Here is a 22,119-nt window from a genome sequence, read left to right as displayed (position 1 = left end):
ATGGACGCGACGACGCAAACCACAAACACGAACGATCCGTCGGCTTATCTCGCGCCCGGCCGCTACGTGGACAGCGATCACCCGGCGGTGATCGCGTTCGCGCGCCGGGTGGCCGACCCCGGCCTGACGCCGCGCGAGATCGCGGTCAAGCTCTATTACGCCGTGCGCGACGAGTTTCTCTACGACCCCTACTACTTTGACACCACGGTCGAGGGCTTGAAGGGCAGCCACGTGATCGAGGCTGGGCGTGGCTTTTGCGTGCCCAAGGCGGCGTTGCTGGCAGCGGCTGCCCGTGTGCTGGGCGTGCCGGCACGGGTGGGCTATGCCGACGTTCGCAACCACCTGACCAGCAAACGCCTGCAAGACCTGATGGGCACCGACTTGTTTGTCTTTCATGGCTACACCGAGCTGTGGGTCGACGGCCAGTGGCTCAAGGCAACGCCCGCTTTCAACCGCTCCTTGTGCGAGAAAGCCGGTATCCACCCGTTGGAGTTCGACGGCAGCGCCGATTCGGTCTTTCATGAATTTGATGTCAGCGGCCGACGTCACATGGAGTATGTGCAGGACCGCGGCGCCTACGCCGATCTGCCGCGCGAGGAACTGCTGGCCACGTGGCGCGAGCACTACAAGAGCTTCGCCGACTGGGGTCAGGTTGCAGGCAATGGTGCCGACTTTGAACAAGAAGTGGGCTCGGGATCGTGATCACCATGAAGTGAGTTGACAAAATTTTTAAACAGCCAAAAAGAGATAGCCATGAACCTGAGCAAATCGAAATTCGCAAACGCGTTGAGCGATCCTCGGTCGGGGCTTCAGCTTCGGCTGCCAAACGTGCGGGCAACCCTGCAAGCTGTGCAGGTTATTGCCGCGCTTTGTGTGACGCTGTTGGGGACCGGGCTTGCGCGAGCAGAGACTGGCGTAACAGCACAGACCGTCCTGATCGGTCAGAGTGTGTCGCTGACCGGGCCGCTTGCAGAAATCGGCAACGATTTCAGCGAAGGTTTCAAGGCGTACATCGACGAGGTGAACCGCCGTGGCGGGGTCTTCGGCCGCCGGTTGAAGCTCGTGCTAATGGACGACGGGTATGTTCCCCAACGATCACTGGCCAATACCGAAAAATTGATTGGTGAGGACAAGGTATTCGCGCTGGTCGGGAACTTGGGAACGGCCAATGTCACCGGTGTGCTGCCGCTACTGGAGCAACACCGTGTGCCATTGTTTGCGCCGTTCACGGGAGCAGACAGCCTGCGCCGCACGCCGAACCGGTATCTGTTCACCGTGATGGCTTCGTACGGTAGTGAAACAGAAAAAATGGTTCAGCATTTGACGACGACAGGGATCAAGTCCATCGCCGTCGCATACCTGAACAACGCTTTCGGACAGGAGGGGCTTGCGGGCGTGCAGGCGGCTATGAAGGACCGACAAGTAGCCCCGATAGCGAGTGCGGCGATCGCGACGGACGCTCGGGACGCCGCAGTTGCGGCGCAAACAATTGCTCTCGCGCGACCGCAAGCGGTCATTTTGACGACGGCCGGCAAGGCGACGATCGAATTCATTCGCGAGTTTAAGAAGACCGGAGTAGCAGCACAACTGCTGCTGCTGTCGGTGGCGGACACCAATCTCCTGGTCAATCAGTTCGGCAAGGACGCGACTGGCATCATCGTCACCCAGACGATGCCGGCGCCGTTCTCCAACAAGCTCGGCGTGTCGCGCGAATTCAACAAACTGATGAATTCCAACGGCAAGGACAAGCACGTCGGCTATGCATCCATGACGGGGTTTGTTTCGGCCAAAGCCTTCGTTGAAGCGCTCCGGCTCACAGGGCCGGACCTGACCCGTGAGAAGTTCATGAGCGCCATCGAAAGTGCAAAAAACATGGATCTTGGGGGCTATGTCTTGCGTTTTGGTCCGGAAAAGCATCATGGTTCGACCTATGTTGAGATGACCATGATCAAGCCCGGCGGCTCGCTATTTGTCTACTGAAATGAAGAAACAAACCTTCCACATGAGCGTTACTGAGCGGCGAGAGTTTTTTGCTTTCGACGGGGGAGCCCTCGTCGCTGAGGTGTATGGCCCGGTCGGCGCTCCAGCGGTGTTGCTGCTGCACGGTGGCGGGCAAACCCGCCATGCCTGGGGCAAGGCGGCGCAGGTGCTGGGCGATGCCGGCTGGTACACCGTGGCGCTGGACTTGCCGGGCCACGGCGACAGTGCCTGGGCCACGGATGGCGACTACCGCATCGAGACGCTGGCCGACACCATGTGCTGCATCTGGCGCGAACTGGGCACGCCGCTGGCGGTGGTCGGCGCTTCACTGGGCGGCCTCATCAGCATGGCCGCAGTCGGCCGCGTCGATGCGCCGCCGATCAACGCGCTGGTGCTGGTGGACATTGCGCCGCGCATGGAAGAAGCCGGTGTCGAGCGCATCGTCAGTTTCATGCGGGCGCGGCCCGATGGTTTTGCGTCGCTGGAAGAAGCCGCGCAACACATCGCTGACTACCGTGGGCGGCCAATGGAAGGACCGATCGAGGGCCTGAAGAAGAACCTGCGTATGAATGTGCAAGGCCGCTGGAATTGGCATTGGGACCCGCAACTGATGAGCGAGGCCAACCACAACCACCGGCGCGACGCGGAGGGCTACGAGCGCGCCTTGCGCGGTCTGCAGGCGCCCACCCTGCTGCTGCGCGGCCAACGCAGCGACGTGATCAGCGAAGAAGATGCGCGCGCCCTGGTGCAAACCCTGCCGCGGGCGCGCTTTGTCGACCTCAAGGGCGCCGGCCACATGATCGCCGGTGATGCCAACGACGCCTTCGCCGCCAGCGTGGCGGCGTTTCTGCACGAAGTAATGCCGCCGGCGCCACCTCCGGCGAGTCGAAGCTGAATCTGAACGAGGAGCATGGAATGAGTTTGCGATCTTTTACGCTGCACGATCTCATCAAGCGCAACGCGCGTTTGTACGGATCGAACACCGCCCTGGTGTTCGGCGATCAGCGGGTCACGCACGCCCAGTATGCCGAGCGCACGGCGCGCCTGGCGGCTGGTCTGGCGGCCGCAGGCGTGGGCCAGGGTGACCGGCTGGCGATACTGGCCCCCAACTGCCTGGAATATGTCGACCTGTTCGGCGCAGCCGCCCAGTTGGGCGTGATCGTGGTGCCGATCAACTGGCGGCTGTCGGCCGAGGAGGTGGCCTATGTCATCGAGGACGTGGCGCCGCGGGTGCTGATCGTCGCCGATGAGTTCCAGGCCCTGCTGCCGCAGAGCGGCCTGGACGACAAGCTGCGCTACACGCTGGGCGTCGCGCCAGCGCCCTGGCAACCCGTCAGCGCCTTGTATCTCGATCGCACCGTGCCGCCCGCCGATCTGAATGACGATGAGGGGCTCGTCATCATCCACACCGCCGCCGTGGGCGGGCGGCCGCGCGGCGCGCTGCTCTCGCACCGCGGCCTGATCGCCGCCAGCCTGCAGACGCAACTGGCCTGGCAGTTGACCACTTCAGATGTCAATCTGGGCGTCTTGCCGCTGTTTCACGTGGCCGCCATCGGCTTCATGCTGGCCACGCAGCAGGCGGGCGGGGCGACGCTGCTGCTGACACGTTTCGATCCGCCCAGCCTGGTCAAGCATATCGACGAGGACGGCGGCAGCCTGATCGGCACCTTCCCGCCGATGCTGGGCGCCCTGCTGGACGCCGCAGCGGCCCAGGGCTCGGCACTGGACAGCCTGCGCGTGGTGTCGGGAATCGACGTGCCCGAGACCATCGCGCGCTTGCGCACCACCTGCCCCCAGGCGACTTTCTGGAGTGCCTACGGCCAGACCGAGACCTCGGGCTCGGTCAGTCTGGCGCCATTTGACGAGCGCCCCGGCAGCGCCGGGCGGCCCACCGCGCTGAACACGGTCGCAGTGGTGGACGAACTGGACCGCCCGTTGCCCACCGGCGCCACCGGCGAGATCGTGGTGCGGGGTCCGATGGTGTTCCAGGGCTACTGGCGCTGCGAAGCAGACAACGCTTTCGCGCTGCGCAACGGCTGGCACCACACGGGCGACATGGGGCGCATCGATGCCGAGGGCTACCTTTGGTACAGCGGGCGTTCACCGGCCAAGGAGTTGATCAAGCCGGGGGGCGAGAACGTCTATCCGGCTGAAGTCGAGCGGGCCATTCTGGAGCACCCGGCGCTGGCGCAGGTGGTGGTCCTCGGTGTGCCGGACGTTCAGTGGGGCGAGGCGGTCAAGGCGGTCTGCGTGCTGAAGGCAGGGTGCACGCTGAGTGCCGAGGAGTTGATCGAGTTTGTGGGCGGTCGCATCGCACGCTACAAAAAACCCAAGCACGTGGTGTTTGTACCGGCACTCCCCTTGGGCGGTGCCGATAGCATTGACCGCGCGGCCGTCAAGGCCGCGCACGGTGGCGCCTGATGGCCATGTCAGCCCGGTGTGCTCAAACCGCCGTTGACGCTCAGGGTCTGGCCGGTGATGGCATCGGACTCCGGTCCGGCCAAGAACGCCGCCGCGTTGGCGATGTCCTGGCAGTGCACGGGGAACAGCATGCGCTTGCGCAGGTTCTCGATCATGTCCTTGCCGTGACCGCCTTCGAGCGCTGGCGAGCCCGGGCCCCAGCGCGGCTCGGCATCCCAGATGTAGCTCATCGCCACCGCGTTGACCCGAATGCCGTCGCGCCCCAGTTCACGCGCCAGCACGCGGCACATCTGCATCATGCCGGCGGTGGCGCCGCCAATGAAGGATTCGCCGACCGTGGCCACGCGGCCCGCGTCGGTGCCCACCGCGACGATCTTGCCGCGGCCGTGCAGTGCCATGACGCGGGCGGCAGCCTGGATCGCAAATGCGCGGGTGAGCCAGTGGGCGCGGATGTAGTTGTCGAAGTCGCCGTTGCTCATTTCCTTGAAAAGGCGAAAGGACGGCGAGTCGGCACTGGCGCCTGCGCCGCTGGCCACCAGGATGTCAAGGCGACCGTGGCGCTCGGCAACTCGATCCACCATGGCACGAACCGCGTCGCTATGGGTCAGGTCGGCTTGTTCAAACGCGGCGCAGTAGCCGTTCGCAGCGATCTCGTTGATCACTGCCTGTCCGGCTTCGGGATTGCGGCCGTTGACGATCACGTGCGCGCCGCGCCGCGCCAACTCCAGCGCAATGGCACGACCGATGAAGGCCGTGGCACCGGTGACGAGGGCGATCTGGCCCTGAAGTTGACCGCCAGGCAAGGGTGCTGGGTTCATCCGCTGTTCTCCTGCGCTAGACGACATAAAAACCCAATTATGTCAAAACAGCGGGCCAGGCCGATAGAAGGATTGCCCGCAGAGAACCACTTTCATCCATCACCACCCATCAATCACCGGACTTCAAAATGGCCAACCTGACCGACAGCGCCAAGTCGCATCATTTCAAGACGCACCGACGCACCATCACCGAAACCGACATCGTCACCTTCGTCAATGTGGTCGGCTTGCATGAACCATTTTTTATCGACATGGAGTACATCCGGGAGAACATGACCGGATCGCATCGCAGCCGCTTTGCGCCCGGCCCGATGGTCATTTCGCTCGGCATGGGGCTGCTGGCAACCTATGTGTCCGAAATCATCAAGCAGGTGCTGGAAGGGCGCGAGGTTGGCCCGTTCGGCGGTATGACCGGCGTACAGGCACGCCTGCGCGGTGCGCTGTTTCCGGGCGACACCATTCATGTCGAAGGGGAGGCCCGACTGCTCCCCACGACCTCGCGCGGCTATACCCTGATGGAGTTGCAACATTTGGTGATCAATCAGCGTGGCGAAACCATTGCCGACTTCACTGAAACCATTACTTTTTTGCCTGCTGCTCCGGCTCCATGAATTTTGAACTTTCGTGAGTCGTTTGCCTGTGGCAGCCCGTCCACGACTCGCGACGTCAAATGGCCGGATCAATAGTACAGACCGCACAGACCGGGATATCCAACACCAGGAGATTTCTACATATGACAAAACGAGAAGCTGTGATCGTCGGCGTTGCCGACCTGCCACTGAAGGACGGCAAGGTCCTTGCGCCCATGTCGGTCCTGCAGGCCCAGGCGCTGGTCGCCCGCGACGCCTTGAAGGACGCCGGCATCGCCATGCACGAAGTCGATGGGTTGCTGACCGCCGGTATGTGGGGGGTGCCCGGCCCGGGCCAGTTGCCGACCGTGACGCTGTCGGAGTACCTGGGGATTACGCCGCGCTTCGTCGACGGCACCAACATCGGCGGCTCGGCCTTCGAGGCGCATGTGGCGCATGCCGCCACCGCCATCGAGGCTGGCCGCTGCGAGGTGGCGCTGATCACTTACGGTAGCCTGCAGAAGAGCGAGATGAGCCGAAACCTCGCCGGGCGCCCGGCGGTGCTGACCATGCAGTACGAAACCCCCTGGGGCATGCCCACGCCGGTGGGCGGCTATGCGATGGCGGCCAAGCGCCACATGCACGAATATGGCACCACCTCCGAGCAGCTGGCCGAGATCGCGGTGTCCACGCGCAAGTGGGCGGCGCTCAATCCGGCGGCCACCATGCGCGAGCCGCTGTCGATCGAGGATGTGCTCCAGAGCACGATGATCTCCGACCCGCTGCACCTGCTCGATATCTGTCTGGTCACCGACGGTGGTGGCGCGGTGGTCATGACCACCGCCGAGCACGCCAAGGCGCTCGGTCGCAAGCCGGTGTTCGTGCGCGGTTACGGCGAATCACACACCCACTGGACCATCGCCGCCATGGCCGACCTAGCGCGCCTGACGGCCGCCGAAGTGGCCGGTCGGGACGCCTTTGCCATGGCGGGCATCCGGCATGACGCCATTGACGTGGTTGAGGTCTATGACTCGTTCACCATCACCGTGCTGCTGACGCTCGAAGCGCTGGGCTTTTGCAAGCGTGGCGAGGGTGGAGCCTTTGTCGCCAACCAGCGCACCGCGCCGGGCGGTGTATTCCCGCTTAACACCAACGGCGGCGGTCTGTCTTACGCACACCCAGGCATGTACGGCATCTTCCTGCTGATCGAGGCGGTGCGCCAGTTGCGCGGTGAATGCGGCCCGCGCCAGATTCAGGACGCCGTGACCGCCCTGGTCCACGGCACCGGCGGCACGCTCTCCAGCGGTGCCACTTGCATTCTCTCCACCCGGTGAACACCATGTACGACAAACCCCTGCCCGTCATCGATGGCGAGAGCCGCTCCTATTGGGACGCCCTGAAACAACATCGCCTGACACTCAAGCGCTGCCATGACTGTGGCAAGCACCATTTCTATCCGCGCGTCCTGTGCCCGCACTGCCATTCCGACGCCGTCGAATGGGTCGATGCGCGCGGCACCGGCACCATTTACAGCTACACCATCGCGCGTCGGCCGGCCGGTCCGGCCTTCAAGGCCGACACCCCCTACGTGGTGGCGGTGATCGACCTCGACGAGGGCGCGCGCATGATGACCAACATCGTCACCGACGATGTGGAGGCGGTGCGCATCGGCCAGCGTGTGACGGTGCAGTACGACGATGTGACCGACGAGGTCACGCTGCCGAAGTTCCGGCTGTTGTAGCGCCGAGGTTTCCCATATGGACTTCACCATCGATCCCGATACCGTGGCGATTGCCGAGGCAGTGCTGCGCTTCGTGGAACGCGAAGTGCTGCCGCTGCAGCAGCGCCACCACGACCTGCTGGGCAGCGAACGCAGCTTGTTCGATGCCAGCGGTCGTTATGTGCCCGAGGCGCTGGCGCTGCGCCAGCAGGTGCGCAAGCGCTCGGCCGAGTTGGGTTTTTACACTCTGTTTGGCGACGAAACACTGGGCGGCGGCGGGCAGGGCGCGCAGGTCATGGCCCATGTGCAGGAGGTGCTCAACCACCGCGTGGGTCCGGCCCAGCCTCTTGTGCAGACGGTGGTGCTGCCATCGCCCTTCACCAACGGTCTGTCGCCGGTGCTGCGGCACCTGAAGCCGGACATCTTCGCGCAATACCGCGATCGCATCGCCAGCGGCGACAAGACCCTGTGCTTTGGTCTGAGCGAGCCCGATGCAGGCTCCGATGTATTCGGCATGCGAACCCGCGCCGTGCGCGACGGTGACGAATGGGTGCTCACCGGCACCAAGCAGTGGATCACCAACTCGCCCTACGCCGATTACGCCATGGTGTTCGCGCTGACCGACCCCGAAGCCGCGGCGCGCCACAAGGGCGGCGTCACCGGTTTCTTCGTCGACACGCGCGTGCCCGGTTTTTCCGTGCCGCGCATCATCAACACCATGGGCCACCTGGGCGGCGACACCGGCGTCATCGTGCTCGACGGCGTGCGTGTGCGCGACGACCACCGGCTCGGCGAAGTCGGGCGCGGACTGGCGGTGGCCATGGACGGCGTCAACGCCGGGCGCATGGGCATGGCGGCATCTTGCCTGGGCCTGGCCCGATGGGCGCTGGACCAAGCTGTGGACTATGCCAAGGTGCGAAATACCTTTGGCGTGCCCATTGCCGAGCACCAGGCCATCCAGCTCATGCTGGCCGACAGCGCCATGGACATCTACGCCGCCAAGACCATGATCCAGAACTGTGCCTGGCGCCTGGACAGCGGCCGCGCCGTCACCGCGCAGGTCAGCATGGTCAAGGCATTTTCGACCGAGATGCTGGGGCGCGTGATGGACCGCAGCATCCAGATCCACGGCGGCATGGGCCTGACCAACGAACTGCGCCTGGAAGAGGGCTACCGCTTCGCCCGCGTGATGCGCATACCCGACGGTACGGGCGAAATCCAGCGCCGCACCGTCGCGCGCCAGTTGCTGACTGGACAGGCCGACCTGTAGGCTGTGTGGATCCTCTGCAATGCCCAACCCGGAGGCAGATTGACATGATGAAAAAGCACGAAATGAAGGAACACGAACTGTTTGCGGGAGGCCATCGGCTGGCAGCCACCACCTGGGGTGATGTGGGCAACGGGCAGCCGAGCATCGTGATGATGCATGGCGGGCTGGACTGCATCACCACCTGGAAAGATCTGCCTCAGGGGTTGGCCGAAGCCAGCGGCTGGCCGGTGCTGGCCTATGACCGGTATGGTTATGGGCGATCCGAGCGTCTGGTGGGTGGGCGCGAGCCCAGTTACCGGCGTGAAGAGGCCGGGCCGGTGCTTGGCGAGGTGTTGCGCCACTTCGGAATCCAAGAGGCGTTGATGTTCGGCCACAGTGATGGAGGAGCCATGTCGGTGCTGGCTGCGGCGGCGCATCCTGAGCTGGTATGCGGCGTTCTGGCTTGCTCGCCAACCATGGCTGTGGATCAGTTCATGGTGGATGCAATGGCCGTCGCGCGGCGCGCGTTTGAGCAAGACGGCCTGCGTGAAAAACTTCGGCGCCACCATGGCGACAACACCGACACCATGTTCTGGGGCTGGTACGAGCCCTGGGCCAGCCCGCAGGCACTTCAATGGGACATGAGCGCCGAGCTTGCCGCCGTGCGTTGTCCAGTTTCCGTGTTGTTCGGCAATGACGATGAATATGGCTGGCGGCCCAGCGCGATGGCCTTGTTTCGTCATGGTCTGATGCCGCTTGAAGTGACGGCGCTGCCTGGAGTTGGCCACCACCCGCAGCAGCGCGCCCGCAGGGAGACCATGGACGTGTTGCAGCGCTTGCTTCACCGTATGAACAACACCGCCCCGGCCAACGACAAAGGGTAAGTCCGATGAGAGGCATCAGGGAGCACGGATCTGGGTGCACGGCCCCACTGCGCCCATGCATTCGATTACGACGACGTGGCCATCTACCAGAACGTGGATCGCAAGCCCGGCCAGCTGGCCAACACCCTGCCGTTGTCGCGCCGATACATCTATGGAAGCCATTGAGCGCGCTGATCGTTATGCCGTTGCAAATAACAGCATAGACACGAGCGATTCTGGAAGAAAGTGCCCACGCAGTGCCATCAAAAATGCCGACACCGTACACAGCGTTGGCTTCCCGCAGGCATGGGCATTGTTGGCGGCTCGCAGATCGCTCTGGTGACGGTTGCTTGACGTTTTCGCACCCTTTGTGATCGGTCAAGGTTCGGGCCCGCAGCAAACTTACAATCAACGAAACACTTGGAATATTGTCCCTCCCTTGCAATTGCCTGATCGCTGGCAAAAGCCTTTCATGTATGCGATCACTGCTGTGATCGTCACCGGCGTCGTCGTGGCTTGGCGCTGGGCAGCCCCCGACCGTTTGCCAGACGGCATTGTGGGGGGGAACGGTCGCCTTGAGGCCACGACGCTCGATGTGGCGGCCAAGTCGGGCGGGCGCTTGCAGAGCCTGCGTGTGCACGAGGGCGACTTCGTTGCTGCCGGTGACGAGATCGCGCGAATGGACACGCGAGTGCTGGAGGCGCAACTTCGCGGAGCCCAGGCCCAGCAGCGGCAGGCGCGCACGGCGCGGGAAACGGCGACTGCGCTGGTGCGCCAGAGGCAGCAAGCGGTATCTACCGTGGCGGCCCTGATCTTGCAGCGCGAAGCCGAGTTCGCCCTGGCCGAGAAGGAACTGCGACGCACGTCGGAACTGGTGGCGCAGAATTTCATCTCGGCCCAGCAGCTCGACGCAGCCAACGTGCGCGTGCAGTCCAGCCGCGCTGCGCTGAGCGCGGCGAAATCGCAGCGCATCGAGGCCGAGTCAGGGGTGCTTGTCGCACGGTCACAGATTGTCGAGTCCGAGGCCGCCATCGAGTCCGCACTGGCGGCCGTTGATCGCATGGAGGTGGAGATCGCGGATGCGGTGCTGCGCGCGCCGCGCGCCGGACGCGTGCAAACCGTTCTGACCCATGCCGGCGAAATGCTCGCCGGGGGCGGGCGCGTGGTGACGCTGGTGGATCTGGCCGACGTGACCATGAGTTTCTTTCTGCCCGAAACCGTCGCTGGCCGCGTGGCCATCGGTGCCGAAGCGCGGCTTGTGCTGGACGCGGCGCCGAACCTGGTCATCCCGGCCCAGGTCGATTTTGTCGCCAGCGTGGCGCAATTCACGCCGAAGACCGTGGAGACCCAGTCCGAACGGCAGAAGATGGTCTTCAAGGTGCGTGCGCGGATCGACCCGGCGTTGCTTGGCCACCATCGCGAGCAAGTCAAGACCGGCTTGCCGGGCATGGCCTATGTTCGCGTCGGCGCTGAGCCATGGCCTCCGAAGTTGTCAGTGAATGTGCCGGAAGCTGTCCCGGCGGCTTCTGAGCACGCGCGATGAAAGGCGATCCGCCTGCGGTGCGTGTGCAGGGCGTTGGTCACCGCTATGGCGGCGTCGTGGCCCTCGATGGCATTGACCTGGTCTTGCCCGTGGGAGGGATCATCGGCTTCGTCGGTCCTGACGGCGTCGGCAAATCCACGCTGCTGGCGCTGGTGGCGGGCGCCCGCGCGCTGCAAAGCGGCCACGTCACCGTGCTTGGCGGCGACTTGGCCCGACCCGCGCATCGGCGCCGCGTCTGCCCGCGCATCGCCTACAACCCGCAGGGGCTCGGGCGCAACCTCTACGCGACGCTGTCGGTGCGCGAGAACCTCGACTACTTCGGCCGCCTGTTCGGCCACGGTCAGCGCGAGCGCGAGGCCCGCATTGTCGAACTGTTGGGCAGCACGGGTCTGCTGCCCTTCGCCGACCGACCCGTGGGCAAGCTGTCCGGCGGCATGAAGCAGAAGCTCGGCCTGTGCTGCGCGCTGATCCATGACCCGGACCTGCTGATCCTGGACGAGCCGACGACCGGCGTCGACCCGCTGTCGCGCCGCCAGTTCTGGGTGCTGATCGACCGCATCCGCGCCCTTCGCCCCGGCATGACCGTGCTCGTGGCCACGGCCTACATGGAGGAAGCCGGGCGCTTCGACCGCCTGGTGGCCATGCATGCTGGCCGGGTGCTGGCGGTCGGCACGCCCGCCGAGATGCTGCAGCGCACCGGCTGCGCCAGCCTGGAGGATGCCTTCGTCGCGATGCTGCCGGCAGCATCGCGCGGCGGCCATCAGGCGCTGGTAGTACCGCCGCGCCCGGGCGGGGCACACGATATCGCCATCGAGGCGCAGGACCTGAGCTGCCGCTTCGGCGACTTTACCGCTGTGGACCGGGTGAACTTTCGCATTGAGCGCGGCGAGATATTCGGTTTTCTGGGGTCCAACGGCTGCGGCAAAACCACGACGATGAAGATGCTCACGGGCCTGTTGCCTGCCACGGAAGGCAGCGCGCGCCTGTTCGGCGAGCCGCTGGACGCGCGCGACATGGCCGTGCGACGGCGGGTGGGCTACATGTCGCAGGGCTTCTCGCTCTACCGCGACCTGACGGTGCGCCAGAACCTGGAGTTGCAGGGCCAGCTCTTCGACCTCGGCAGGCAGTGCATTGCCGATCGGGTGGACACCTTGCTGGACCGTTTCGGCTTGCGCGAGTCGGCCGAGGCCTTGCCGATGACGCTGCCGCTGGGCCAGCGGCAGCGCCTCCAACTGGCCGCAGCGGTCATGCCCGAGCCCGAACTGCTGATTCTGGACGAGCCGACCTCGGGCGTGGACCCGGTGGCGCGCGACAACTTCTGGGCGCTGATGATCGACCTGTCGCGACGTGATGGCGTTACGATCTTTGTCTCCACCCACTTCATGAACGAGGCGCAACGTTGCGACCGCGTGTCTCTGATGCACGCAGGTCGCGTGCTGGCCAGCGGTACGCCTGCCGAGCTGGCGCGCGCGCGTGGCGGCGGCTCGCTGGAAGACAGCTTCGTGGCCTGGCTGCAGGACGCCCAGGCGCAGGACCCTGCCGCGAAGACAGAGGCCGCCGCGCACATTGCCGAGGCCGGGACTCGCCATGATGGGGCGGCGACAGCCAAAGCCGTCGCCCGCACCCAGCGCCAGTTCAGCCACCATCGCCTGCTCAGCTGCGCCCGGCGCGAGACGCTGGAGTTGCTTCGCGACCCGATCCGTCTTGCCATGTCGCTACTGGGCTCGGTGCTGCTGATGCTCATCATGGGCTACGGCATCAGCCTCGACGTGCAGGACCTGCGCTACGCCGTGCTCGACCGCGACGCCACTTCCGCCAGCCGGGCCTACACGCTTGAGCTGTCGGGTTCGCCCTATTTCGTCGAACAGGCACCGCTCGCCAACGATGCCGAGATGGACCACCGCATGCGCAACGGCGAATTGGCTCTGGCCCTGGAGATTCCGCCCGGTTTCGGGGCCGACCTGGCCCGCGGGCGGTCCGCCACGGTGGGCGTGTGGATCGACGGCGCGATGCCGATGCGCGCCGAAATCGTCTCGGGCTACGTGCAGGCCCTGCATGCCGGCTTCGTGACCGGGCGACTGAATGATGCCGGCATCGACACGCGGCCGCCGGCCAGCGTGGAGGTGCGCTACCGTTACAACCCGGGCGTGCGCAGCATCGTCTCGATGGTGCCAGCGGTGATCCCGATTCTGCTGATCTTCATCCCCTCGATGCTGGCCGCGCTGGCCGTGGTCGGCGAGAAGGAGATGGGCTCGATCACCAATCTCTACGTCACCCCGGTGACCAAGCTGGAGTTCCTGCTCGGCAAGCAACTGCCCTATGTGGCCGCAGGCATGGTGAACTTCGCGCTGCTGACGCTGATGGCGGTCACGCTGTTCGGCGTTCCATTCACCGGCAGTCTGGCCACGTTGACACTGGCAGCGCTGCTCTACGTGTTCGCGGCGACCGGTCTTGGGCTGCTGATGTCCGCCTTCACCAACAGCCAGCTGGCAGCGCTGTTCGGCACGGCGCTGGCGACCATGCTGCCCGCGATCCAGTTCTCCGGCATCCTGAATCCGGTCTCGACGCTGGAGGGGTTCTCGGCGTTGATGGGGCAAATCTACCCGACCGCGCCCTTCGTCACCATCAGCCGCGGCACCTTCTCCAAAGCCCTCGGCTTCGCCGACCTGCATGCACTTTTTGTTCCGCTCGCACTGTCTGGCCCCGTTCTGCTCGTGCTGAGCATGCTGCTGTTACGCAAGCAGGAGCGTTGATGATGACGCCGCAGCTTTCCTGGCATATCGTGCTGCAGCTTGCCGGCAAGGAGTTGCGCAGCCTGTGGCGCGACCGTTTGCTGCTGGTGTTCGTGCTCTGGGCCTTCAGCGGCGCCATCTACACGGCGGCCACCGCCATGCCGGACCGCCTGGTGCGCGCCCCGATTGCGGTGGTGGACGAAGACCAGACCGTGCTGTCTCAGCGTCTCATCTCGGCTTTCTACCCGCCCGACTTCCTGACACCGGATCTCATTTCGCTTGGGGAGATGGACGCGGGCCTGGACACCGGACATTACAGCTTCGTGCTCGACATTCCACCGGGCTTCCAGCGCGACGTGGTCGCGGGCCGCCGGCCGGCCCTGCAACTGAACGTCGACGCCACGCAGATGCGCCAGTCCTTCGTGGGCACCGGCTATGTACAGAACATGATCCAGCTCGAGCTTCAGGAGTTCGTGCAGGGCGAGCGCGCTGCGGCTGCGTCGCCTGTGGAACTGGCCGTTCGCATGCGTTTCAATCCCACGTTGAACAGTGCGTGGTTCACCGGCGTGATGGAAGTGATCAACATGGTCACGATGCTGTCGATCATCCTGGCCGACGCCGCGCTGATCCGCGAGCGCGGGCACGGCACGCTGGAGCACCTGCTGGTCATGCCCATTCGTCCGGTCGAGATCATGCTGGCCAAGGTGCTGTCGATGGGCGCCGTGGTGCTGCTGGCCTCCCTGCTGTCGCTTCGCATTATGGTGCAGGGGGTGCTGGAGATGCCCATTGGCGGCGCGCTCGCCTTGTTCATGCTGGTCGTGGCGCTGCACCTGTTCGCCACCACCTCGATGGGCATCTTTTTGGGCACCGTGGCGCGCTCGATGCCGCAGCTGGCGCTGCTGATCATCCTGGTGCTGCTGCCACTGCAGATGCTCTCGGGCGGCGCCACGCCGCGCGAGAGCATGCCCGAGGCGGTGCGCACCTTGATGCTGCTGGCACCGACGACGCACTTCGTGAGCTTGGCTCAGGCGGTGCTTTATCGAGGGGCCGGGATGTCCATCGTGTGGCCGACCCTGCTGGCCCTAACAGGCTGCTGAAATACCTCATAGGCAAGTCGCTCGAAACGGTGTGTCGTGGCACAGTAGGGGCACATCCCGTCACCTCGAAACGACTCCCTCATGCGCGGCGCTGACACCTACACCGAAGGCCTGTTCACCCTCAAGAAGCTCGACGACTTCGTGCCAGGGAATCACCCGTTGCGAGTCATCCGCACGATGGTCAACAAGGCGCTGGCCGAGATGGGCGGGCTGTTCGCCCGGATGTATGAAGACGACGTCAAGGGCGGACGTCCCAGCATCGCACCCGAGAAGCTGTTGCGCGCCATGCTGCTGCAAGTGCTGTACTCCGTTCGTTCCGAGAGGCAGTTGATGGAGCAGACGCAATACAACCTGCTGTTTCGATGGTTCATTGGTCTGTCGATGGACGATGCAACCTGGGTACCCACGGTGTTCAGCAAGAACCGCCAGCGCTTGATCGAACACGAAGCGGTGGTGGTCTTCTTCAACGAGGTGCTCAAACAGGCCGACAAGAAGAAGTGGCTGTCCAAGGAGCACTTCAGCGTGGACGGCACCTTGATCCAGGCCTGGGCTGGGCACAAGAGCTTCGTGCCCAAGGACGGTGGTGACGATGCTGATGGCGGTGGCGGTGGCGGTGGCGGTGGCGGTGGCGGTGACTTCCGAGGCAAACCCCGCAGCAACGAGACACACGAATCGAGTACCGACCCCGACAGCAGGCTGTACCGCAAAGGCAAGACCGCCAGCGAGCTGCGCTTCATGGGACACACGTTGATGGAGAACCGCAACGGTCTGGTGGTGGGCGCGATGGTCACGCAAGCCGATGGCTACGCCGAGCGCGAAGCGGCCAAGCTGATGATCGGCGATGCGCGCGCGGCCAACCCCGAAGGCGAAATCACCTTGGGTGCGGACAAGGGCTACGACGCGGCCGAGTTCATCAAGGCCTTGCAAGACATCAAGGTCGCGCCGCATGTCGCGCAAAACAAGGCGGGCAGATCATCGGCCGTGCCCGATGAGCTCGCCACCAGCGAGGGCTACGCCATCTCACAACAAAAGCGCAAACGCATCGAACAAGGCTTTGGCTGGGGCAAGTTCATCGGCCCGATTCGCCAAGTGATGGTACGTGGCATTAAGAGCGTCGGCCAAGTCTTCGTGATGACCATGGCGGCGTACAACCTGGTGCGCATGCGCACCTTGGGACAAGTCCGTCTGCAGGGGGCGCAATGAGCGTCAAATACGGGGAAAAGGCCCTTCAAACACGTAAAACATCCCCTTGGATGACGCTTTGCGCGACCGCGACACACCCAATCGACCGAAACTGCCTCATTGCACTGATGGGGGTGGCTTCAGCGTGGGGTATTTCAGCAGCCTGCTAACGGCCATAGGGGCAACATTTTTCGTCGCGGCCTTGACCCGATTCCGCCGGTCGCTGGCATTGTGATGTGTGGACTGATATCAGTCGGACTTGGCAAGCGGGCCGCGCGTAGCGCTGCCTGTGGCGCCTTGTCAAACTTGGCAGGTCGGCCTGGCTCAGGCACAGCGCGCAGCGCATCGATGCCCCGTGCTCTGCCTCAAACGTCCATAAGGTATCAGCACCGCGCAACTGAGCCAACAGTGTTTACGCGGGGGAATTTCAACAGCCTGTTAGGGCCGATCAGAGCACGCTTGGCGAGCCAGCATGCCTGCCAGCGGCGAGAGGTCGGTCAGTTCGTCTAGCCGTGCCACCAGGTCGATCAGCTCGTCGCTCTCGTCAAGTGTGAGCACGGACTTCACCAGCCGGCGAAACTTTTCCTCCAGGCGCTGCTGCTGCTCCAGCAGGTGGCTGGCCGGGCGCCCGCTGTCGTGGCGCTGGCGCAGCACAGTGCCGATCTGGGTCTCGATCACTACCTCGCTGAGGGTGAGGTCCGAGCATTGGGGTACGAGCAAGACCTGCACCCGATCACGCAGCGCCACCACCTCGGGCGCGCATACAGCGTCGTCACTGAACGCGTCCAGTCCGGCAGTGTCAACCCCGGCCAGCACCATCGCCACCGTGTGACGCAGACTGAACTTGGCCTCCAGCCCGGTGCGCGGATCTGCGATGTTGCACACGCCCTCGCTGGCGGCACTGGCACGCACCGTCACGCGGAGCACGTCATCAGGCCGCAGCGCGTGTTGCAGGCACAAGTGGCGCGCGGCCTCAATGGCGGCATGGGTGCCGTAACAGGCGGCGTGGAACTTGAACAGGTTGTGGCGCAGATGCCAGCCGCCCTCTGGCGTGGCCAAGGCCGCTTCCAGCGATGCGGTACCCCCGTGCGTGGCGATGAGGCCTTGCGGACATTCAACCGCATCGGCACGGCTGGTGAAGCCACGCGCGGCCAACTGGGCCGCCTGCAGGCCGTCGGCACTGGCGCGCCCGGCATGCAGGGGCTTGCACATCGTGCCGAACATGGATTTCAGCCCGGCCGCCATGGTGCTGGCGATGCCCAGCGCGGTCGCGGTGTCATCGGCGTCGAGCTGAAGCAGGCGTGCGCAGGCGGCGGCAGCACCGAGCGTGCCCAGCGTGGCCGTGGTGTGAAAGCCGTTGGAATACTGTGCGTCGCCGCACGCCAACCCCAGCTGGCACATGGTTTCGTAGCCGGCGGCGAAGGCCGTCATGAAGTCGCGTCCGCTGGCGCCGCGCGATTCGGCCAAGGCCAGCAAGGCCGGGACCAGGACCACCGAGGGGTGGCCGGTGAAGGCCATGTTGACGTCGTCGTAATCGAGCGTGTGCGAGGCCGCGCCATTGATCAACGCTGCCTGCCGGCTGGAGGTCGTCATGGCGTGCCCGACGACGGTGGCCTGGGCATGGCCGCCCTGTTCACGGGCTTCCTCGGCCAGCATGTGCACCAGTGGCTCGCACGCGCCAGCCAGCGTCACCCCGATCCAGTCGAGCAGGCATTGCCGGACCCGCAGGCGCACGTCCTGCGGCAGATCGGTGTAGCACAGGGCAGCGCTGCGCGCGGCCAGTTCCCGTGAGAGGCCGTCGGTTGGGACAGTGGCCGACGGTGTGGCTTTTCTGATCGAGATCACGTTCATGTCAGCGCCCCTTCCAGACCGGTTTGCGCTTCTCCCGGAAAGACTGCGGGCCTTCCAGGGCGTCTTCACTGAGGTAGACGGCATCGAACGCTCGGTTGGAGGCGCGCAGCGCGGCGGTGCGGCCCATCTCGGTGGACAAGCGCACCATTTCCTTGGCCGCGCGCACCGTCAGCGGCGCATTGGCCATGAGCCGGGCCGCCAGCTCTTTAGCCCCTTGCAAAGCTTGCCCCTTGGGCATAAGGCGATTGATGTAGCCGAGTTCATAGGCGCGCTGCGCGGTCAGCGGGTCGCCGGTCATCGCGACTTCCATCAGGATGCGCTGTGGCAGCATGTGGATGACCGGCGCGGCCCACGGCATGCCGCGCCCGACCTTGGCCTCGGTGATGGCGAATTTGGCGGTCTCGTCGGCCACGCACAGGTCGCACATCTGCGAGAGCAGCCAACCGCCCGCATAGGCATAGCCCTGCACGGCGGCGATGACGGGCTTGGTGACCTCTATGTTGTCGCCGAGCACGGCGATGAAGCCCGCTGGCGGGATGCGCAGTTGCGTGTCGGCGGCCTCCACCAGGTCCATGCCGGCGCAGAAATTGTCACCGGCCCCGGTGAGGATGGCCACCTGGGCCTGCCCGTCGGCTTCGAAGCGGCGCCAGACCTCGAAAAAACCTTCGCGCACGGCGCGACTCAGCGCATTGCGACGCTCGGGCCGGTTGATGGTGATGACGGCGATGCCGTCGTTCACTTCGTATAGCAGTTCATTGTTCACGGGGGGGTGTCTCCTTTTTAAGTTGTGCCTGTTGTCGCGAGCGGCGAGTCTGGGGTATGGGTCTGGCTTGATTCGTTGCCACTTCACGCGATTGCGATCCCGCACGGTAGCCGAGTGCCCTCGAGATGCTGGCGGCGAGTTCCATCACCAGGTGCTGCAGCGCATCGGCGACGGCGCGACCGCGCTCGATCGGCGCTGCGATGATCAGCGCCGCGTTCACGCGCCCATCGGGTTCGAAGATCGGGGCTGAAAAGCCGGCCACGTCGGGCGTCACTTCGCCGAATGTGACCGCCAGCCCGCTCAGCCGGGCCGCCTCGATGAGGCGCGCCAGTTGCGCCGGGTCGGTGACCGAGTGCTCGGTCATGGCCCGCAGATCAGCCCGACGCAGGTAGTCACGCCGCCAGGCCTCGTCCTGGAACGCGAGCAGCACACGCCCGGCGGACGAGGCAAACAGCGGCCGTGTCGTGCCGACTGGCACGGCGTATCGAATCGCGCGGGTGCTCTCGATGATCGGGTTGTAGACCAGCCGATCCGCGGCGCGGTCGATTCTGGCGATCAGGGCGGTCTCACCGGATCGCTCCGCCGCTTCCCGCAGGAAGGGCAGGGCCACAACGTCGAGCGAGCGGGCCGATACCAGAGACGCCCCGAGTGCGAACGACTCAGGACCCAGTCCATACGCCTCATTGCTGCGCTGCAGGTAGCCATGCACCGTGAGACCGCGCAACAGCGAGAGCACGCTGGTCTTCGGAGCATTCATCACCATGCACAAGGGGGTAAGGGCCAAGCCGGCAGGGTGGTCGGCCAGTATCCGCAGCAGTCGCAGCACGCGTGTCACTGCCATGGGCGACCCGTCTGCACCGGGTGCGACACCCGTTCGCTCCCGCCGTGATGCTGTTGACATGGGCATTGGATGGGGTTCCTGAAGGTTCTGATATCGGAATTACTGATTCATTATAAGAATAGCGTTAGCATGTACAGCCGTCAATCGGGTTTTACTGGCAGCGCTTTTTGGAGGAGGCCCCGACTTGACCGGAGGAGACACATATGACGAATAAACAAGACCAGGCGGCACTTGCGGGGCCGCTGTCGGGCGTGCGGGTAATTGATCTAAGCGCGGTACTGATGGGCCCCTACGCCACCCAGATTTTGGGCGACCATGGCGCGGACGTGATCAAGATCGAATCTCCTGAGGGCGACTCAACACGCTGGATTGGCCCCGGACGCCATCCCGGCATGGGTCCGCTGTTCCTGCACCTGAACCGCAACAAGCGCAGCGTGGCGCTCGACCTCAAATCGCCGCAGGGCGCGGCCGCGATGCGGCGCCTGATCGAAGGCGCCGATGTCTTCGTGCATAACCTGCGCCCGGCCTCCATCGCCCGGCTCGGGCTGGACTACGAGAGCATCTCGATGATCAATCCACGCATCATCTGGTGTGGCGTGTACGGTTACGGCGAGGACGGTCCCTACGCTGGCCGCCCGGCCTATGACGACCTGATCCAGGGCGCGGTCGGCATTGCCGCCTTGCAGCAGCAAAGCGGGGCGAGCGAGCCGCGCTACGTGCCGCTGACGATTGCCGACCGCATGGTCGGCCTGCATGCGGCGCACAGCGTGGCCATGGCGCTGTACGGGCGCGAGCGCACCGGACGCGGCTGCCGCATTGACGTGCCGATGTTCGAAACCATGGCCAGCGTGGTGCTGTCGGACCACCTCTACGGGCGCACTTTCGAGCCGCCCAGTGGTGACACCGGCTATGTGCGGCTGCTGTCGCCCGGGCGCCGACCCTACGAAACCAGCAACGGCTACATCTGCGCGCTGGTCTACAACGACGGCCACTGGCAGCGTTTTCTGCACGCCATCGAGCGTGACGATCTGCGGGTCGATCCGCGCTTCGCCGACCTGGCCAGTCGAACCCGCCACATTGACGAGGTGTACGGCTTTCTGGGCCAGACGCTGCGCGTGCAAAGCACCGCGCACTGGATGGCGCTGTTCGAACAAATCGATGTGCCGGCGGTGCCCCTGAACACCGTCGAATCACTGTTGGATGACCCGCACTTGGCGGCGGTGGGCTTCTTCCGCCAGGTCGAGCACCCGAGCGAAGGGGTGATGCGCACCTTTGGCGCGCCGGCGCGATGGGTGGGTTACGACGTCAGCAAGCTGGCGCCCGCGCCGCGGCTGGGGGAGCACACCGAATCGGTACTGCGCGAATGCGGCTTTGATGCCAGCGCGCTGGCGTCCTTGCTGGGCAGTGGCGCAGCGGCTCCGTTCCTCACCGATGCGGAGTTGTCAGCATGAGTGCCCCGGCATTGACCGTGACCCGGCTGGCCGGCGCGCTGGGTGCGGAAATCTCCGGGCTTGACCTGTCCCGGTCGCTGCGCCAGGATGACCTGGCGGCGCTGCGTAGTGCGTGGCTGGCGCATGGCGTCATCTTTTTCCGCGACCAGCCGCTGACGCCCGGGCAGTTCCTGGCCTTCGCCCAGGCCATTGGCACGCCGGTGGAATACCCATTTGTCAGCGGCATCCCGGGCTTTCCGGTCATCATCGAAGTGAAGAAGCTGGCGCACGAAATAGTCAACTTTGGCGGTGTCTGGCACAGCGATACTGCCTACTTGGAGCAGCCTCCGATGGCCACGCTGCTGCTGGCGCGCGAAGCGCCGCCTTACGGCGGTGACACGCTGTTTGCCAACCAGGTGCTGGCCTATGAGGCCTTGTCGGAGGGGATGCAGCGGCTGCTCGACGGCTTGGTGGCGGTCAACACCTCGGCCAAGGCAGATGTGTCACGCACCCGCGAAGACCGTCTGGCCGAAGCCGGTCGCGCTGACCAGCACACCCATTACGAGGCCGAACATCCCGTGGTACGCACCCATCCGGAAACCGGTCGCAAGGCTTTGTATGTCAACTGCGCCCATACCGCGCGCTTCGCCGGCATGACCGAAGAGGAGAGCGCGCCGCTGCTGCAATTTTTATTCACGCACCAGAAGAAGGAAGAGTTCACCTGCCGCTTCCGCTGGCTGGTGGGTTCCCTGGCGCTCTGGGATAACCGCTGCACGCACCACTACCCGGTCAACGATTACCACGGCTTCCGCCGGGTCATGCACCGCATCACGTTAGCGGGTGACCGGCCTCGTCACTAGTACATTGACAGGTAAGTAACGGAACATAAATACAATCTCGTCACCATTACTTGATTTACTTGATTCAGTCGTCCCTGAATAACCTCCAGAACCCGCATGAACACTTGGTTTGTGGGGTGATTGCAGATATCCAGAACTCCCAGTTTGAATTCCAATAGGGGCAGTTTTCTGGGAGTTCTGCAGTGATGTTTGCCTGCCCC

The 22,119-nt window shown here is 64.6% G+C and carries 19 protein-coding genes; 15 read left to right on the top strand and 4 right to left on the bottom strand.

Annotated features, from left to right (window positions below; genetic code table 11):
* Genes AC0GNO_RS10450 through AC0GNO_RS10435 form a run of 4 tightly spaced genes read left to right on the top strand, consistent with a single transcriptional unit; the run spans nucleotide 1 to nucleotide 4,401 of the window.
* A complete protein-coding gene (locus tag AC0GNO_RS10450; RefSeq protein ID WP_008905487.1) occupies nucleotides 1-702 on the top strand; it encodes a transglutaminase-like domain-containing protein in 702 nt (233 codons plus the stop codon).
* A 51-nt stretch (nucleotides 703-753) separates the two neighbouring features.
* A complete protein-coding gene (locus AC0GNO_RS10445) occupies nucleotides 754-1,980 on the top strand; it encodes an ABC transporter substrate-binding protein (protein WP_472903937.1) in 1,227 nt (408 codons plus the stop codon).
* A gap of 22 nt (nucleotides 1,981-2,002) precedes the next feature.
* Nucleotides 2,003-2,875, top strand: a complete 873-nt coding sequence (locus tag AC0GNO_RS10440) for an alpha/beta fold hydrolase (RefSeq protein WP_008905489.1) — start codon at nucleotides 2,003-2,005, stop codon at nucleotides 2,873-2,875.
* Nucleotides 2,876-2,895: 20 nt separating this feature from the next.
* Entirely contained in the window at nucleotides 2,896-4,401 is a 1,506-nt protein-coding gene (locus AC0GNO_RS10435; RefSeq protein ID WP_008905490.1) for an AMP-binding protein, read from the top strand.
* A gap of 8 nt (nucleotides 4,402-4,409) precedes the next feature.
* Here AC0GNO_RS10435 and AC0GNO_RS10430 read toward each other — a convergent pair whose 3' ends face one another.
* Nucleotides 4,410-5,219 (bottom strand): SDR family NAD(P)-dependent oxidoreductase, encoded by an 810-nt coding sequence (locus tag AC0GNO_RS10430; RefSeq protein ID WP_008905491.1) that lies wholly within the window; start codon nucleotides 5,217-5,219, stop codon nucleotides 4,410-4,412.
* A gap of 128 nt (nucleotides 5,220-5,347) precedes the next feature.
* Here AC0GNO_RS10430 and AC0GNO_RS10425 point away from each other — a divergent pair, with 128 nt between their 5' ends.
* The 9 genes from AC0GNO_RS10425 (at nucleotide 5,348) to AC0GNO_RS10385 (ending at nucleotide 16,195) form a co-directional block, all read left to right on the top strand.
* Nucleotides 5,348-5,830: a MaoC family dehydratase gene (locus AC0GNO_RS10425; RefSeq protein WP_008905492.1), complete on the top strand. Its 483-nt coding sequence runs from the start codon at nucleotides 5,348-5,350 to the stop codon at nucleotides 5,828-5,830.
* A gap of 122 nt (nucleotides 5,831-5,952) precedes the next feature.
* Nucleotides 5,953-7,122, top strand: a complete 1,170-nt coding sequence (locus AC0GNO_RS10420) for an acetyl-CoA acetyltransferase (RefSeq protein ID WP_008905493.1) — start codon at nucleotides 5,953-5,955, stop codon at nucleotides 7,120-7,122.
* Nucleotides 7,123-7,127: 5 nt separating this feature from the next.
* Nucleotides 7,128-7,529 (top strand): Zn-ribbon domain-containing OB-fold protein, encoded by a 402-nt coding sequence (locus AC0GNO_RS10415; RefSeq protein ID WP_034694630.1) that lies wholly within the window; start codon nucleotides 7,128-7,130, stop codon nucleotides 7,527-7,529.
* 16 nt (nucleotides 7,530-7,545) lie between these two features.
* Complete coding sequence (locus AC0GNO_RS10410) at nucleotides 7,546-8,778, top strand: acyl-CoA dehydrogenase family protein (RefSeq protein ID WP_008905495.1); 1,233 nt, start codon at nucleotides 7,546-7,548, stop codon at nucleotides 8,776-8,778.
* 44 nt (nucleotides 8,779-8,822) lie between these two features.
* Nucleotides 8,823-9,641 carry an alpha/beta fold hydrolase gene (locus tag AC0GNO_RS10405; RefSeq protein WP_008905496.1) on the top strand — a complete coding sequence of 273 codons (819 nt, stop codon included), beginning with the start codon at nucleotides 8,823-8,825 and terminating at the stop codon, nucleotides 9,639-9,641.
* Nucleotides 9,642-10,059: 418 nt separating this feature from the next.
* Nucleotides 10,060-11,163 (top strand): HlyD family secretion protein, encoded by a 1,104-nt coding sequence (locus AC0GNO_RS10400; protein WP_034694564.1) that lies wholly within the window; start codon nucleotides 10,060-10,062, stop codon nucleotides 11,161-11,163.
* A complete protein-coding gene (gene rbbA, locus AC0GNO_RS10395) occupies nucleotides 11,160-13,916 on the top strand; it encodes a ribosome-associated ATPase/putative transporter RbbA (protein WP_008905498.1) in 2,757 nt (918 codons plus the stop codon). The genes AC0GNO_RS10400 and rbbA overlap by 4 nt, the downstream gene beginning before the upstream one ends.
* 2 nt (nucleotides 13,917-13,918) lie before the next feature.
* Nucleotides 13,919-14,992, top strand: a complete 1,074-nt coding sequence (locus tag AC0GNO_RS10390; protein WP_472903936.1) for an ABC transporter permease — start codon at nucleotides 13,919-13,921, stop codon at nucleotides 14,990-14,992.
* 81 nt (nucleotides 14,993-15,073) lie between these two features.
* Entirely contained in the window at nucleotides 15,074-16,195 is a 1,122-nt protein-coding gene (locus tag AC0GNO_RS10385; protein ID WP_472903935.1) for an IS5 family transposase, read from the top strand.
* Nucleotides 16,196-16,612: 417 nt separating this feature from the next.
* Here the strand turns inward: AC0GNO_RS10385 and AC0GNO_RS10380 are convergent, their stop codons facing one another.
* From AC0GNO_RS10380 to AC0GNO_RS10370, 3 genes are read right to left on the bottom strand one after another with little or no spacing between them, the layout of a single operon-like run.
* A complete protein-coding gene (locus AC0GNO_RS10380) occupies nucleotides 16,613-18,025 on the bottom strand; it encodes an MmgE/PrpD family protein (protein ID WP_008905507.1) in 1,413 nt (470 codons plus the stop codon).
* A gap of 1 nt (nucleotide 18,026) precedes the next feature.
* A complete protein-coding gene (locus AC0GNO_RS10375; RefSeq protein ID WP_008905506.1) occupies nucleotides 18,027-18,788 on the bottom strand; it encodes an enoyl-CoA hydratase-related protein in 762 nt (253 codons plus the stop codon).
* On the bottom strand, nucleotides 18,778-19,629 hold the full coding sequence (locus AC0GNO_RS10370; protein WP_008905505.1) for an IclR family transcriptional regulator: 852 nt from the start codon (nucleotides 19,627-19,629) through the stop codon (nucleotides 18,778-18,780). The genes AC0GNO_RS10375 and AC0GNO_RS10370 overlap by 11 nt, the downstream gene beginning before the upstream one ends.
* A gap of 203 nt (nucleotides 19,630-19,832) precedes the next feature.
* Between AC0GNO_RS10370 and AC0GNO_RS10365 the strand changes: the two genes are divergently transcribed.
* A complete protein-coding gene (locus AC0GNO_RS10365) occupies nucleotides 19,833-21,080 on the top strand; it encodes a CaiB/BaiF CoA transferase family protein (protein ID WP_034694653.1) in 1,248 nt (415 codons plus the stop codon).
* A 17-nt stretch (nucleotides 21,081-21,097) separates the two neighbouring features.
* Nucleotides 21,098-21,919, top strand: coding sequence for a TauD/TfdA dioxygenase family protein (locus AC0GNO_RS10360; protein WP_237707263.1), 822 nt, complete (start codon nucleotides 21,098-21,100; stop codon nucleotides 21,917-21,919).
* Nucleotides 21,920-22,119 lie beyond the last annotated feature (200 nt).

This window comes from Hydrogenophaga sp. L310, assembly GCF_055703065.1.
Note: the sequence above shows the minus strand (reverse complement) of the source record. Positions and strands in the feature narration are given on the sequence as shown.

Excerpts from the sequence above, each read along its gene's own strand:
- AC0GNO_RS10450 (WP_008905487.1), top strand. The coding sequence starts at position 1 with ATGGACGCGACGACGCAAACCACAAACACGAACGATCCGTCGGCTTAT.
- AC0GNO_RS10445 (WP_472903937.1), top strand. The coding sequence starts at position 754 with ATGAACCTGAGCAAATCGAAATTCGCAAACGCGTTGAGCGATCCTCGG.
- AC0GNO_RS10440 (WP_008905489.1), top strand. The coding sequence starts at position 2,003 with ATGAGCGTTACTGAGCGGCGAGAGTTTTTTGCTTTCGACGGGGGAGCC.
- AC0GNO_RS10435 (WP_008905490.1), top strand. The coding sequence starts at position 2,896 with ATGAGTTTGCGATCTTTTACGCTGCACGATCTCATCAAGCGCAACGCG.
- AC0GNO_RS10430 (WP_008905491.1), bottom strand. The coding sequence starts at position 5,219 with ATGAACCCAGCACCCTTGCCTGGCGGTCAACTTCAGGGCCAGATCGCC.
- AC0GNO_RS10425 (WP_008905492.1), top strand. The coding sequence starts at position 5,348 with ATGGCCAACCTGACCGACAGCGCCAAGTCGCATCATTTCAAGACGCAC.
- AC0GNO_RS10420 (WP_008905493.1), top strand. The coding sequence starts at position 5,953 with ATGACAAAACGAGAAGCTGTGATCGTCGGCGTTGCCGACCTGCCACTG.
- AC0GNO_RS10415 (WP_034694630.1), top strand. The coding sequence starts at position 7,128 with ATGTACGACAAACCCCTGCCCGTCATCGATGGCGAGAGCCGCTCCTAT.
- AC0GNO_RS10410 (WP_008905495.1), top strand. The coding sequence starts at position 7,546 with ATGGACTTCACCATCGATCCCGATACCGTGGCGATTGCCGAGGCAGTG.
- AC0GNO_RS10405 (WP_008905496.1), top strand. The coding sequence starts at position 8,823 with ATGATGAAAAAGCACGAAATGAAGGAACACGAACTGTTTGCGGGAGGC.
- rbbA (WP_008905498.1), top strand. The coding sequence starts at position 11,160 with ATGAAAGGCGATCCGCCTGCGGTGCGTGTGCAGGGCGTTGGTCACCGC.
- AC0GNO_RS10390 (WP_472903936.1), top strand. The coding sequence starts at position 13,919 with ATGACGCCGCAGCTTTCCTGGCATATCGTGCTGCAGCTTGCCGGCAAG.
- AC0GNO_RS10385 (WP_472903935.1), top strand. The coding sequence starts at position 15,074 with ATGCGCGGCGCTGACACCTACACCGAAGGCCTGTTCACCCTCAAGAAG.
- AC0GNO_RS10380 (WP_008905507.1), bottom strand. The coding sequence starts at position 18,025 with ATGAACGTGATCTCGATCAGAAAAGCCACACCGTCGGCCACTGTCCCA.
- AC0GNO_RS10370 (WP_008905505.1), bottom strand. The coding sequence starts at position 19,629 with ATGGCAGTGACACGCGTGCTGCGACTGCTGCGGATACTGGCCGACCAC.
- AC0GNO_RS10365 (WP_034694653.1), top strand. The coding sequence starts at position 19,833 with ATGACGAATAAACAAGACCAGGCGGCACTTGCGGGGCCGCTGTCGGGC.